The following is a 13,487-nucleotide window of genomic DNA, read 5'->3' as shown; positions in this document are numbered from 1 at the left end:
GGGCTGCGCCGACGGGGGGTGTGCCGTTGGCTCGGGGTGTGGTGGTGCGTCGGCTTCTTGCGGTGGATGTGGAGGGGACGCTGTCGGCGCTGCATGTGCGGATCGCGGCGGAGTTGGCGGGTGTGTCAGAGCGGACGGTGTGGCGTTGGCTGGCCGATGGGCGCCGGGGCCACGTCGAGGCTCGGCCGCGGCAGGACGGGTTCTCGCTGAGTGACGCCTTGTGGGAGGTCCTCGCGGAGGCGGGCGGGAACGTCGCGGAGTTGCGGCGCAGGATGCTCCGGGCCCAGGAAGAGGGGGCGTTGGAGGGCTGGGGTGCGCAGTGTGTGCCCTCGCTGCCGACATTGCACCGGGTGATCAAGCGGGATCTGAGGGCGGGCCGGGTTCTTGAAGTGGCCCGTCCGGCAGGGGCCCGGGTGGGGCTGGAGCCGAGCCGGTATGACCGGGCGCTGGCGGACCTGGGGCTCGTGGACGGGGCGAGTGGTCCGCTTGTTGTCGACGGGCCGCCCGCCGACGTGCCGGTGTCGGAGGACGCCGCGGATGCGGGGGTGCGGAGCGGCGGTGTGCGGTTGTACGTGCCGGGGGCCCGGCTGGTGGCCACACGGCAGGTGGCCGCTGTGGCGGAGGCTGTGGGGCATACGGTCGCGGCACGCGGGATGTGCTGTGTGTACGGGGACACGGGCCTGGGGAAGACGGTCGCCGTCGAGCAGGCTTTGCATCTTCTGCCCGGCCGGGTGCCGGTGTGGCGGGCGGTGGCCGGCGTGGCACCCGGTCTGCCGCAGCTGCGGGCCTCGCTGTGTGAAGCGCTCGGGCTGCCGTCAGGGGCGCTGCCGCACCGGGCCGGGCCGGCCAGCCGGGCTCTGACGCGGGCACTGGCCGAGCCGGGTGTGCTGTTTCTCGATGACGCCCAGCGGCTGACGCCGCCACTGCTGGATTACCTGCGGCAGTTGTGGGACGCGCCGGGCTGTGCGGCGGCGCTGGTGCTGTGTGGGGCGGGAAGCGAGCGGGCCCTCGCCCGTGCTTCGGCGCTGCGCTCACGAGTGCTGAGCTGGCATCAGGTCGGCCGGCTTGAGCCGTCTCAAGTACCGCAGACGCTGACTCTGTTCCATCCCGTGTGGGCGCAGGCGGACCCGGACGACCTTGCGCGGGCGGACGAGCAGATGGCGCACGGCAATTTCCGCACGTGGGCGAAGCTCACGTCGCATGTCTACGCAGCCCGCGAACGCGGCCCCGCAAGGCCTGTGGACCGGGAACTGATCGAGCAGGCCTGCGCGCGTCTTGGCCCTTACCCGTGACCGTCCGCGCTGCTCGGAGGGCTCGTGTAGGAGGGCCTTCATCTGTTCCGAGACGAGGTGAACGAAGGCGCGCTCCATGAAAGTGGAAGAGGCGGAGGGGCACGGAGTGAACGGGCAGCCGATGGCGCCGCCGGAGGATCCGGCCGGTGTTTTGGGGGAGGAGTCGTTGACGGCGTTGCGGGCGCCGGCGGTGCGTCGTCTGCTGGCGCTGCGCGCCGAGCGGCGGCTCTCGCGGGAGCATGTGCGCCTGGCCGGGGAGTGCCTGGGCGTGTCGGAGCGCACGGTGTGGCGGTGGCTGGCTGAGGCCTCCCGGTCGCCCCAGGACGCGATCCGCCCCGGGGAACGCAGCGGTGAGCGGTTCGAGATCACCAGGGAGATCCGGGTGCTGCTGGCGTACTGGCACGGCAATGCTTCCGCGGTCCACCGCCAGTTGGTGGCCCGGGCCCAGACCGGCGGCCGTGACGGTCAGCCGACGACGGCATCTGAATCCGCGGCTTCTCCCGCGGGCGCCCCGCCGGCTGCGGTGCCGTTGCTGGACCCAGTGCCGTCGCTATCGACGTTCCTGCGCGCGGTGCGTCGTGATCTCACCGCGGGGGAGCGGGCCGGTCTTGCCGCGGGACCGGACGCGGCACGCGCGCACGACGTCTTCGGCAAACGGGCGGCCTCCTGGCGCAATCACGTGTGGGAGACCGATCACGTCCAGGCACCGCTGCTGGTCGATGCCGACGGCGACCTGGTGCGCCCCTGGGTGACGTGGTTCATCGACACCGCCACCAAAGTGATCACCGGCACCGCGGTCACTGCTGGCGTTCCTTCCCGTGCCTCCGTGCTGGCCGCGCTGCGTGCCGCTGTTTTGCGTGATGATCCCTACGGCCCCGCGGGAGGGACACCGGAGCAGGTGCGGGTGGACCGGGGCAAGGACTTCCTGTCGACCACCGTCACCGCCGCGTTCGGCACGATAGGCGTGACGGTGAAGGACCTTCCCGCTTACAGCCCTCACCTCAAGGGCACGGTGGAGAACCTCAACCGGGCCGTTGACCGGATGCTGTTCGCGGCCCTGCCCGGCTACACCCTCACCCCCACCAAGCCCCGCTCCGGCCGGCGACACAAAGGAGTGGGCAAGCCGGAGACGTCCGGTGCCATGTCGTTTCAGGACTTCACCGCGGAGGTGCTGGCCTGGACCCACTGGTGGAACACCGAGCACCGGCCCCAGGCGCTGTCCGGCCGCACGCCGCTTGAGGCATGGCAGGCCGATCCGACTCCCGTCACCGATGTCCCCGCGGCCGACCTGTGGACGTTCACCCTGGAGGACGACGGCCGCCCGCGGAAGCTGACCAGCCACGGCGTGCGGTGGCGCGGGCGCACCTACATCGCCCCCTGGATGACCGGCCAGGCCGGCCGTACCGTCACCGTGCGCTACATGCCGCACCACGATCACGAGATCGACATCTGTGACGCGAGCGGCAAGTATCTCGGGCCCGCGCACCTCGCGGACGCGGCCACCCCCGAACAACTCAAGGCCCTGCGCATAGCCCGTGCGGAGCGTGCCCGACGTCTGCGCGCCGAGGTGAAAGCCGCCGAGACGCTGCGCCGACAGCGCTTCGCCCCGGCCACCACGGCAGGGCCGGCCCAACGGCTGGGAGCCCTCACCGCCGCTCAAGCCGGGCACGAACTGGCCGCCATCGAGCACAACGACGCCTCGAAGCTGGCGCTGCCGGACCTCATCCCGCCCGCCGCGCCCCCGGTCGATTGGCGCACCCCTGCTTCCCTGGCCGCGCTGACCACGCCAGGCCCGCCCGTCCCGCACCCGTCCGGCCGTGATGGCGCTTCCGCCCCGGACGGCCGCGACGGGCGGGCCGCGCCTCCCACCACCGACGACGACGGAGACGCCTCGTGACTGCGGCCACCTACCAGTACGTCGACCCGCCCGATGCGTCCGTGGTCACCACCCGCGCCCTGCTCACCGCCCGGGAGAACATCACCGACACCGTCGCCGCCCGCGCCATGATGTGCATCCACGGCGGCGCCGGCTTCGGCAAGACCCTCGCCGTCAACACCTGCCTGCGCGGACTCGAACCCGGTGAGGACGTCCGCAAGATCACCTTCCGGGCCCGTCCCACCGCCCGAGCGGTGCGCTATGAGCTGTTCGCCGCACTCGATCTGGCCGGTGAACCGCCGCGCCACCCCAGTGAATTCGACCGCCTGCTGAAGACCGCCCTGGCTGAGCGCCCCCGCACCTTCCTCGTCGACGAGGCCCAGTGGCTCAACGGTGAGGCGTTCGAGTACTTCCGCTACTTGTGGGACGAACCCTCCACCCGGCTCGCGGTCATCTTCGTCGGCGGCGAGGGCTGCCACACCGTGCTGCGCCGCGAACCGATGCTCTCCTCCCGCATCTTCATCTGGCAGCACTTCACCCGCCTCACCCCCGACGAGGTCCTGGAGGCCATCCCCTTGTTCCATCCGGTGTGGGCCGATGCCGACCTCGACGACATCGCCTTCGCTGACAGCCACGCCGCGCACGGCAACTTCCGCGCCTGGGCCCAGCTGACCGCCCACACCCGCACCGCCCTGGCACGCACCGGCCGCCCCCGCGTCGACCAGGAACTGCTGCGCTGGGCCTTCAGCCGCCTCGCCTGAACGCTACGCCGCCATGCCGCCCGCTGTGCCTCCACCGTCCGTCACCGTGGTCATCGACCGCGATGACGACGTCATCCACACCCACACCGCCCTGGCCGCCCACCATCCGCCGTTCGGCCGGATCACTTTGCACCCCGGCCCGGGCACCACCAGCGAAACCGGCCTCGCCCACGACCTCCTCGCCGCCCTGGGCAAACCACCCCTGCTCCCGGGCCGCTTTCCCGGCGGCCGCCAGCCCGCCTGGGAAGCCGCCACCGCCTGGGTGACCGCCCTGCCCGTCACCCGGCTGACCGTCCTGCGCGCCCACCGCCTCACCACCCGCCGCACGATGCGCCTCCTCCAGCTACAGGCCCACACCGGTATCCACCTGACCCTGGTCTGCCATCGCCCACACCTGCCCGCCGTGCTCCATCAGGCCCTGCGGACGGCCGACTACTCCCTCACCGACGACCTCGAGGCAGCCCGCCGCCACTACTACGGCACACCGGTCACCGAACCGGCACCCGCAGACGAGCCCGCCGGGCCGGCCAGCCGGTGGCTCACCCTGCCCGCACTTGACCGCCTCGTTTCCTACGACAGCCCTCGCCCCTGCGCCGACCCGTGCACGCCACCGCCGATCGCCTGGCGGCACCGTCCACCGCCCGTGCCTCTCACTGCGGCCGTCGCGCAGCGCGTCGCCCACCAGCTGCATGCGGCGACCGCACACCCTCGCCTGGCCGCGGCACTGGCTGCCACACTGCTCACCGGCGCCTCCCTCCAACAACTCGCCACCGCTCACCCCCGCGACTACGACGACGCCGCGGCCACGCTCGCCCTCCACGACCGCACCCGCTACACCGACGGCTGCGCCACCCACCCCGTCCCGCTCTGGGCCGGCGTTTTCCTGCGGGCCGCGGCCTGCTTCACCCGGCTCGTATCCGGCGAATACCAGGAACTGCTCGCCGCACCAGGTGACCGTGCGCACCTGCTGCGCGTGGCGGAGACGGCCAGACTGCGCCCGCCGCAGCCGCCCGCGGCCCGCCGCAAAGGCCCGGTCGGCCATGTGGAGTGGGACTGGCGCGAGCGGCAGGAAGCCGAGAGGTACGAAGCGATACCGGCCAGGCGCGCCAGGCCGTCGCAACACTGACCATCCTGCAGCGCTCGCTCGATGGGCAAGGCTCAGCCGATCGAGAACTCGGCGAACTCGACGTCGCTGAAAACCACATGCAGGCCGTGACCCCGGCGGCCCCACTCGCGAAAGTAGGCGTGCCCCAACGCACGGGCAAGTATCGCGGTCTGCTGCTGCTCGCCTGCGCCGGCGTCTCGAGCGGCAAAAAGCTCCCGGGCCACCTCTCCCGGCAGGTCTTGGGTGATCCACCGCACCCGCGGATCGTCCGAGGACCCTGCCGGAGCCGCGAACCCGAATCGCGCACGGGTATGGAAGACGAAGCCATCCGCCTCTGCCTGGGCACGCCGACGGGCCCGTACCCGGGGCTGCCACCGAGCCAGAACGGCTTCTTCGATCGCCCGCACCTGCAGCGGACCCGGCGGACGGCGTGCTCCGGACTTCTTCGTTACCCACCGCTGCACGGTGCGCTGTGACACCCCCAGCACGGTGGCCACCTTCCGGGTGGAACCTTGATGCGTCGCGAGCAGAAATCGTAGGCGTACCTTGGTACTTGAGGGAATGGGGCGGCTGCGTAACGTACGCTCCAGTCCCTTCTCGACCTGTCCCACGCCTGTCTCTCCAAGCGGCCAGCCGATGGGGCCAGACCCTGCAGTTGTAGCGATAGTTCTCCCACTCCGCCCGCCCTCTGCCTGTCGGTTCCTACATTCTCGGGACGGCTCCGGCTGGCGCAGGCTATGAGCCCCTGAGGGAGCACCGGCGACAGGCTGGCGGCGTGGGTCAGGAAGGACGTCGTCGACCGCGGGCTGGAGACCGCCCCTGACCGGCGGAACCCGTTTCTGGATCCCCCGGTCCGCGAGCTGCGCCAGTAGTGTTCTGGCAGGCCGTTACGAAACTTCTTGCTTCTTCCTCTCTGACAATCCCCCTCTAACCTGCAGAAACCTGCTGGTTGACGGTGCGCGCTTGTAGTGCGACGGCAACTTGGCTACGGTCCGCCTCGGACGGGCAATCGTGTGCCCGGACGGCTTGCCCCGCCCCGTGCGGGGTTTTTTGTTGCCGAACTGCTGATGGGCCCCGACACCGCTGGTGTCGGGGCCCATCAGTGTTTTTGGAGCTGGAGGAGTAGGCGCGAGTGGAGAATACGTTGGCCGTGATCCTGCTGGTCGGGTTCGCCTTGCTGTTGCTGTGCTCTGTCGTCGTAGTGGCGATCGTGTTCTTCTCACGCACCGCAGACAGGGTGGTGGAGCGTACCCGGCCGGAGGACCTGCCTTGGGTACTGGAGTCGATGGGACGGACCCTGTTGGGTCTGGTAGCGACGCTGGGCCGAGGCATCCGACAGGCGCTGCCTGTCGGCAGTCACGCTGGTGTGCCCCAGCTGCAAGTGGATCCGGCGTCGAGTGTGGCGGCCACGGACCCCAGGGCTGGTGCGGTGGAGCCGACGGGCGCTGCGGAGGCGGGAAGCGCGACGGAGGGGACGATCTTGTGAAGAGGCGGAAGATCTACGGGCCTGACCGAGACCCAGTGTCCCGACACGTGGGCGAGCCTGTGCTGGACCGCGCGCTGCGTGGACTGCTTAAGCGCGGTGAGCTGCAACTGCTCAAGGAATTCGTGCACGGCCTGCACCCCGACCAGATCGCTCGGAAACACGGAACGACTGCCTCATTCGTGGAATGCGCCCTGGCCGGGATCCTCCACAAGATCCAGGAGTCCCCACACAGCGACGCGCTACTGGAGGACCTGCGCTCGCGCGGCGGCCCCCGTTTCTCCTCACTGCTCTGGGAAGGTTACTCCGAGGTACCGGTCGTGCACCGCTGCGCGCGGGACGCATGCGCCAAGCTGTTTGACCAGCCGCCGACCGGCCGTGCTCGCGAGTTCTGCTCTAACGCCTGCCGACAAGCTGCCTACCGCGATCGCCGCCGTGCAGAACGATCCCTCGACCGCCAGAGGGCCCGCTCCGTCCAACCAACCGACGCGTGCCGCGGATTCCGGCTGCGTAAGAGCCTGCCAGAACCGCCAACGCCTCGCAGTGCACAGGGATCGCTCCTCCGGTACCTGAATGCTCTCTCGGACCGCATTGGACGGTCACCGGCTCTCGCGACCGGTGTGCCGGTCCGGGGACGGTTCGGGACGGTCTTTGGCCGGGTCGCGTTTGGGAAAACAAATCTATTGGGGGTGATGAGTCTCCTCGTGGTTGATGGCCAGAACCGTCTCGCCTCAACGACATCCCTGTGGCAGCGCATCCAGCGGCCTACTGTGCCGGAGTTTGCGCTCCGGCCTGAGGCGTCTTTGACAAGCCCGCTGCACGTTCAGCTTCCGGTGCCGGGCGGTCGTGCTGTGCCGTGCAAGGTGGTGCCCTTCCCGGGCGCTGCGATCCGGTACAAGACCTGGAGTTTGGCTCCGAGGACAGGGCCCGCCCCCGACCGGCGCGACAAGGGGGGAGGCTGGCCACGGGGCGGCCAGCGCTATTCACAACCTCGTTTTGGGCAGGGCCGTTCGCGCCGGTGACCAAGCCTGGTCAGGTTTCTCACCTCAGGTCTGAAGAGGGAGCAAAGCCGATGCCGCCGTGCACGGGCGGGCAGGCCGGCCGTGCACGGCGGCCGGGGCGCGGACAGACGTGTCCGACTGCTACGCCCACTTCACGCCCAGCTTCCGTAGTGCGTTGAGCTGCTCCGTGTTGAGTTTGTCGCGTCGGCTCTTGGTGTTGGAGATCCATACGCCGAGCTTGACGACTACTGGTTCCGTTTCGCCGTCGACCGTGATCTGTTCGCTGTGGCCCCGAGGTACGGGCCGGCCCGCGCCCTCCCGCTCGACCCACTGGGCAAGGGCTGTCACGCCTCGCTGGAATGCCTGCTGCGCCTTGGACGGCCCTTTCGTCGTACGCGCGGCTGCCGGGGCGGGAGACGTCTCCTCTAGCGGCTTGATGCCCAGCGCGGTCAGCCGTTCCTGCTGCTCGGTCGACAGCTGTGTCCAGGTGCCCGGCTTGCGTTGCTGCTGGAGCCAGCGTCCGAGGTCGTCGCCGTCCATCAGTACGCCGGGTGCGATGTCGGGCAGGACACCGCCGGGCTCGTCGGCGGCGAGGTCCGCCAGCACGCGGTAGTGGCGTTGCCAGTCCAGCGGCCACGAACAGTTCCAGTCCGGGTCGATGGCGGCCAACTGCGCCGCACGCCGCTGCGCCCGCTCCACGTTCTTCCCAAGTCCGCCCTTGCGGCGCAGGTTGGCCAGGTGCTGGCCGACCGGCACCGCCGTCCCGCCTTCGCCCCACACCGCATCCTGACGTGGTGCGAGGTGCCCCATGGCCCGCCGGTAGGACCGCAGCGCGGCGAGTTTGTTCTCCCAGGCTTCCTCGCCCGGCTCCCAGACCATCCCGGCCTCCGGCGCATCCAGCAGGATCTTGCGCCGATCCTCCAGCTCACCTGCTCGCAGGGCCTTCCGCTGCTGGTGGACCCATCGCCCGAGGGAAAAATCCTTCGTCGTACCCACGGGGGTCTCAACGTCGTAGGGCACGGCGTAGAGCCCGGTGATTTCGTTCTCCGCCCGCCACCGGATGAGGGCTTGATAGCCCTCCAGCCACACCAACGACTCCGGCCGGTAGACCCGGGTGCGCAGGAAAGCGGCGATCGTGGCGGCGTCGCGCGGGCTGGAGAAGTGGAGCAGGGCGGCTTCGGCGGCGGCCTGCGTGTCGTTCTCCTGGTCCTCGCCACCGGCCCCGACGATCTGCCCGTCCTCGTCGCGCCGGACGTGGACCTTGCGCTTTCCGCTCGTGAGCGCCCGGGAGGCGAGCTGCTCGACCAGGCGCTCGTCATGCGAGCGCAAGCCTTGGAGGACCGCTACAAGGGGGCGGAACGAGGCGCTGGCGACCATGTCGGTCGGGTCCTCGCCGGGTTCCAGGAACACCGGCACGATGATCCTGGCCACCTTGGTGGAGCCGTCCTTGTTCAGCCGGAGCGCCCGGCCGATGTTCTGGACGATCTCGACCTGGGAGCCGCGGGTGTCCGCGAAGCAGATCGAGTCGACTCCCCGCTCGCCGGTGATGTCGACGCCTTCCCCCAGCACCCGCACCGAGGCGAGAAACGCACGGTGCACGCGCCGGCCTGCCGCGTCGATGCCGCCTGCGAACTGGCGCAGGACCTCGCGCCGCTCGGAGACGAGGTGGTCGCCGCACAGCCACGCCGACCAGACCCGGTCCGGCGGTACGTGGCGGCCGGCCTCGAGCTCGTAGAACTCCGCGTCGATGGAGGACTTCGGCAGCTTGTCCGCGGCGGCCAGGTCCTCGTCGGTGGCGTTGCCTGCGTACAGCGCGGCTGCCGTCTCCGCCAGCTTCTCCGCAAACGCGGCGGCCTCCTCGACCTTCTGGTGGAACGTCATGACGGTATGGAGATTCCACGCGGCGGCGTGCTCCAGGAGCGCGGTCTGCAGCAGCGCCAGGCGCCGGCCGCGCCGCGCCTCCTCGGACTCTCCCAGGACGGGGGAGGGGTCGCGGATTTCCAGGACGTCGATCTCGAACCCGGCGAGGATCTCCCGCTCGATTGCCTCCGACAGCCCGAGCTCCGCGATCCACGCACCGTACGTGCCCGCCGGGTCGTCGGCCATCGTCGCGAGCTCCACGTCCTGGCCGCAGGTGCCCTTCTGCGGTCGGGGTGGGGCGAGGATGCGCGGGGTCGCGGTCAGGTAGAGCCGGAAGTCCGCCGGGATACGGGCGTTGTCGTGGATCGCGGCCCACGGACGGCCGAGATCACCGGCGGTTGAGTGGGCTTCGTCCACGATGGCGAGGTGGAACGGGGCCATCTGCTGGCCGTAGAGCCGCTCCCCGCCCGCGAGCGCGGCCTCGAGAGGCCCGCGGACCGTCGCCTGGCCCGTCGGGTCCTCAGGGTCCTCGCGGTCCACGAGAGAGGCGTACGTGGCGAACACGACGACCGGCCCCTTCCCGGCCCACAGCGCGAGCTGGATCGGATTCGTGGTGGTGCGCACGCCCAGCTCATTCAGCACCGGGTCGTTTTCCAACGAGCACACCGCGACCATCGGCGCCCGGTGGCCCACCTGGCGCCACGCCTGGGCGGTCTGCACAAGCAGGTCCAGGGTCGGCACCATCACCAGAACCCGGCCGGCCGCGAACGACTCCAGCGCACACGCAGCGGCCATGATCGTCTTGCCCGACCCAGTCGCCGACACAATCGTGCCCCGCACCCCCTGCGCAGACACAAACGATCTTGCAGGAAATCCGGTCCAACGACGAAAAGCATTCCGCTGCGCCACCTGATGCTCTCGAAGTTTAATTCCCGGCATTGCGTGCTTCCTCCAGCCGACGATTCCGAGCATTATTGCAGAACGCTGATGCTGCGGTTTACGGGATTCGAAATGGGGGAGTGAGCTGTCGCGATCCCCTTGACTCGCGTCCTCGCCGGCGCTGGGGCTGGCCCCGCAACGCCATGGCCTTGGCCGCCGGGGGTGCGGCGCGAGCCGCGGTTGGGTCTTCGAGCGGGGCCGCGGGGACTAGGAGAGGGGCTCCGTGTCGCGCCAGCCCCTTACATCGTCCGTGCGTTGGGGCCTCAGCAGCACGCCCCTCTCTGGGGTGCTTCGCGTGCATGCCGCTCGGCGGCCAGCGCCCGTGCCTCGCGCTCTAGGACCTCCCACCCGGCGCGCAGCGCGCCCGCAGAGGAGCGCACGGCCCCGCCCGCAGAGGAGCGCACGGCCCCGCCGGCAGGTAGGGGCTGCTCGCTGTGCCCGTTCCGCGCTGGGCTGGGTGGGAGACGCTGCCCGCACCAGTCAGGGCTGGCGGATGGGGCAGCCGGCCAGTGCTAGCAGTGACGGGCATGGGGCCCTCGGCCAGGACGGTCGCGGCACTGCCCCTGCAGTGGCGGGCATGGGGTGGTCGGCCAGGACAGTGGTGACGGGGCCTCCGTCACCAAGGCGGAAGCGAGGAGGGCCGCCACGGTGATGCGGATGCGCTGCGCACAAGCCGCAGGGCAGGTCCCGCCCGGGCGGGGCTGGCGGATGCAGAGCGTGTCTTGGGAAAGCGGGCGTTGGCCATAGTGCTCGGGCGCCGGGTGGGCCGTGCGTGAAGGCCGTCAGAGGTGAAGGACGAGATACAGGTGAAGCCGATGGCCGGCCCCGGAGGGCATGGCGATCGGCTTCACGTGGGCAGGTGCGCCAACACCTGCCCGGATTCCCTGTGCGACGGTTGGAGCCAGTAGCGATCAGGGGCGGAGGCGCCTGCGCGCAGTCGCGATCCGTAGTTATGAGAATGGCCTAGGCCGGCCCATGTCGTGCAGCGGCAATGGGTGCAGTCGTGAGTCAACCCAGGTCAGCGCCCATCTCGCCATGTGGGACGGCTGGCCAAGGGGGCCACCCCGGTGAGCTGGAGCAACACGTACTTTCCATGCCTCTCCAGAGGCGTGTCCCGCCTCTGACCTGCTATGTCATGCTGCCCGTGGTGTGCGGTTCCACCGTCCTACGACTGTCGAGCTCTCATGCTAGGACCTCCTGCAATCTGCTGACCTGCGGTGTTGTCCGCCGGAGCCTGGCTATTGCGGTCCGTGCGGCGCGCTGTGCGGGCGACAAGGTCATGTGCGAGTGCAACAAGCTCGCTTTGGTGCACCAATGAACCAACGTTTGGGTTGCCTGTCGTTGGTGCCCTAGAGGCTGGGATCCTGTGGTGCAGCAGGTTCTTTCGTGCGCTGGGAGCGCCAACTCCCGGCAGGCGTACGGAAGGACGACAGCATCGGTTGGAGCCGAGTAGCACCGTCCGGCGATCTTTCTGGTCGCCGGACGGTAGATTGGGGACCCTTTTCATGGGCGGAAAGCCCTCTGCCGCAGCGCGTGCTGCGGCCACCAGGCCGACGGCGTCCGGCACCGGCGTCGACATTGCGGACACGATGGCCACCGCGCCGGTGCCCGCCTTGAGCGATCCCGCGGGCATGAGCGGCCGTTTCGGCATGCCGCACGCGCTCGTCGTCATCGCCTGCATCGCCACCGCGGCAATCCTCGCCCCGCCGGGCATGGGCGTGCACGACATCCTGCTCCTCATCGCGGGTGCCGGCGGCATCGGCGCCGGGATCGTCGTCATGGCAGGGACCGGTGGACGGGGCGCTGGCCGGATGGGCCGCCTCGTGCGCGCCTACTTCAGCTCGGGCAGCTGAGGTGGCCACCATGGGACGCCCTGAGAAGCCTGTGAACCGCACCGTTCCTGCGCGAGCGAAGCTCGCTGACTTCCTGCGCGGCCGCAAGGCCGCAGCCAAGCTGACCTATGAGGAGATGGCCCAGCGCGAAGCACCGTCGAAGGCGACATTCGAGCGTGCCGCTTCAGGCGACACCGTTCCCTCCTGGGAGACCGTCGCAGCCTTCATCAGGGCGACCGCCGCGGAAGAAGCCGCCGGAAGCCTCGGCGCCGCTCTCACCCGCGGCCAGGAACTGTGGATCCGCGCCCGCCGGGCAGTCCGGGCGCCGGGCTACGTCCACAAGGCCCCCGACCCTGACCTCATTTCCTCCCGCGCAGACCTCAGCCGCGCCCTGCGCCAGCAGCACGCATGGGCCGGCTGCCCCACGCCAGGCGAGATGGCGCGGACGTCCGGCTCCTGGGACCTGCCCAGGAGCACCACCCGCCGCATCATCGCGGGCGAGATCCTCCCGGTCGATCCCCAGCAGACCATCGCCTTCCTGAAGGCCTGCTACGTAATCGAACCCGCCGACCTCGCGCCCTGGCTCGCCGCAGCAGTCCGAGCCCTCAACGGCAGCGCATCCGCCAGGTACGACATCACCAAGTGGGACAAGGCCCACTCGGAGCTGCTCAGCCAAGCCGAAGTCAGCAGGGAAGAAAAGTCCCTCCTGCGGCTCCTCCCCTCTGTGGCGGTTGATCGCCGGAAGACAAAGCGGGAACTGGCTGCGTAAATACCGGCCGGCTGAAGCGCCCTCAGGCCATGAATCAGCCCGAGGGCGCTTCGCTTTACTACGCCGGATCTCTCGCAGGGGTAGGGGCAATCCCACAGAGACAACGCAGTATTCCCGCCCCAGAGAAGTGGACATGGGGATCCGCCAATCACACGCAGCTCACCTGACGGGTGTCCCTGAATAATGCCAACGCTACATGGTGCATCTATTCTCAAGACAAGCGCATGCAACCCCACGAGTGACAGCCAACCGGCGCGCACGGCGCCTTGCTGCCAGCCAGGCCCGCGCCAGCGGGCCGCAAGGGTCCTGAAGGCGCAGCCGGAAGGACCCTCAGGCGGGGGAGCGCAGCGGACCCGCCGCCCCGGCCTGCAGCGAAGCGGAAGGCCGGGAGCCCCAGGGCGAAGCCCAGGGGCCGGGCCGGGAGCGCAGCGAACGGCCCGTCACCCTGCTTGCGCAGCAAGCAGGGTGCGCGAGGGGCGCAGCCCCTCGCCAGCGCTCCCGCGGAGCGGGAGCGCAACCCCCGCGCGCAGCGCGGGGGTTCGCTTGCACATCGCGCAGCGATGTGGTAC

The 13,487-nt window shown here is 70.1% G+C and carries 9 protein-coding genes; 7 read left to right on the top strand and 2 right to left on the bottom strand.

Features of this window, described 5'->3' with window-relative positions; translation table 11 throughout:
- From ACOV8S_RS30625 to ACOV8S_RS30610, 4 genes are all read left to right on the top strand, one after another.
- A partial coding sequence (locus ACOV8S_RS30625; protein ID WP_448321747.1) for an AAA family ATPase occupies positions 1 to 1,292 on the top strand: 1,292 nt, incomplete at its 5' end.
- Between the two features lie 76 nt (positions 1,293 to 1,368).
- On the top strand, positions 1,369 to 3,189 hold the full coding sequence (locus ACOV8S_RS30620) for a Mu transposase C-terminal domain-containing protein (RefSeq protein ID WP_448321746.1): 1,821 nt from the start codon (positions 1,369 to 1,371) through the stop codon (positions 3,187 to 3,189).
- Entirely contained in the window at positions 3,186 to 3,929 is a 744-nt protein-coding gene (locus ACOV8S_RS30615; protein WP_448321745.1) for an AAA family ATPase, read from the top strand. Before ACOV8S_RS30620 ends, ACOV8S_RS30615 begins: the two co-directional genes overlap by 4 nt.
- A 13-nt stretch (positions 3,930 to 3,942) precedes the next feature.
- On the top strand, positions 3,943 to 5,055 hold the full coding sequence (locus ACOV8S_RS30610) for a hypothetical protein (protein ID WP_448321744.1): 1,113 nt from the start codon (positions 3,943 to 3,945) through the stop codon (positions 5,053 to 5,055).
- 32 nt (positions 5,056 to 5,087) lie between these two features.
- On the opposite strand, the gene tpg is transcribed toward ACOV8S_RS30610, so the two are convergent.
- Positions 5,088 to 5,645 carry a telomere-protecting terminal protein Tpg gene (gene tpg / locus ACOV8S_RS30605; protein WP_448321743.1) on the bottom strand — a complete coding sequence of 186 codons (558 nt, stop codon included), beginning with the start codon at positions 5,643 to 5,645 and terminating at the stop codon, positions 5,088 to 5,090.
- Positions 5,646 to 6,166: 521 nt separating this feature from the next.
- Between tpg and ACOV8S_RS30600 the strand changes: the two genes are divergently transcribed.
- Positions 6,167 to 6,520: a hypothetical protein gene (locus ACOV8S_RS30600; RefSeq protein WP_448321742.1), complete on the top strand. Its 354-nt coding sequence runs from the start codon at positions 6,167 to 6,169 to the stop codon at positions 6,518 to 6,520.
- A gap of 1,139 nt (positions 6,521 to 7,659) precedes the next feature.
- Here ACOV8S_RS30600 and ACOV8S_RS30595 read toward each other — a convergent pair.
- On the bottom strand, positions 7,660 to 10,317 hold the full coding sequence (locus tag ACOV8S_RS30595; RefSeq protein ID WP_448321741.1) for a Helicase associated domain protein: 2,658 nt from the start codon (positions 10,315 to 10,317) through the stop codon (positions 7,660 to 7,662).
- 1,505 nt (positions 10,318 to 11,822) lie between these two features.
- Here ACOV8S_RS30595 and ACOV8S_RS30590 point away from each other — a divergent pair.
- Both ACOV8S_RS30590 and ACOV8S_RS30585 read left to right on the top strand, forming a co-directional pair.
- Positions 11,823 to 12,170: a hypothetical protein gene (locus tag ACOV8S_RS30590; RefSeq protein WP_448321740.1), complete on the top strand. Its 348-nt coding sequence runs from the start codon at positions 11,823 to 11,825 to the stop codon at positions 12,168 to 12,170.
- 31 nt (positions 12,171 to 12,201) lie between these two features.
- Positions 12,202 to 12,918 (top strand): helix-turn-helix domain-containing protein, encoded by a 717-nt coding sequence (locus ACOV8S_RS30585; protein WP_448321739.1) that lies wholly within the window; start codon positions 12,202 to 12,204, stop codon positions 12,916 to 12,918.
- Positions 12,919 to 13,487 lie beyond the last annotated feature (569 nt).

The sequence above is a fragment of the Streptomyces sp. CO7 genome (assembly GCF_053474865.1).
This window is presented reverse-complemented; position numbering and strand designations above follow the sequence as displayed.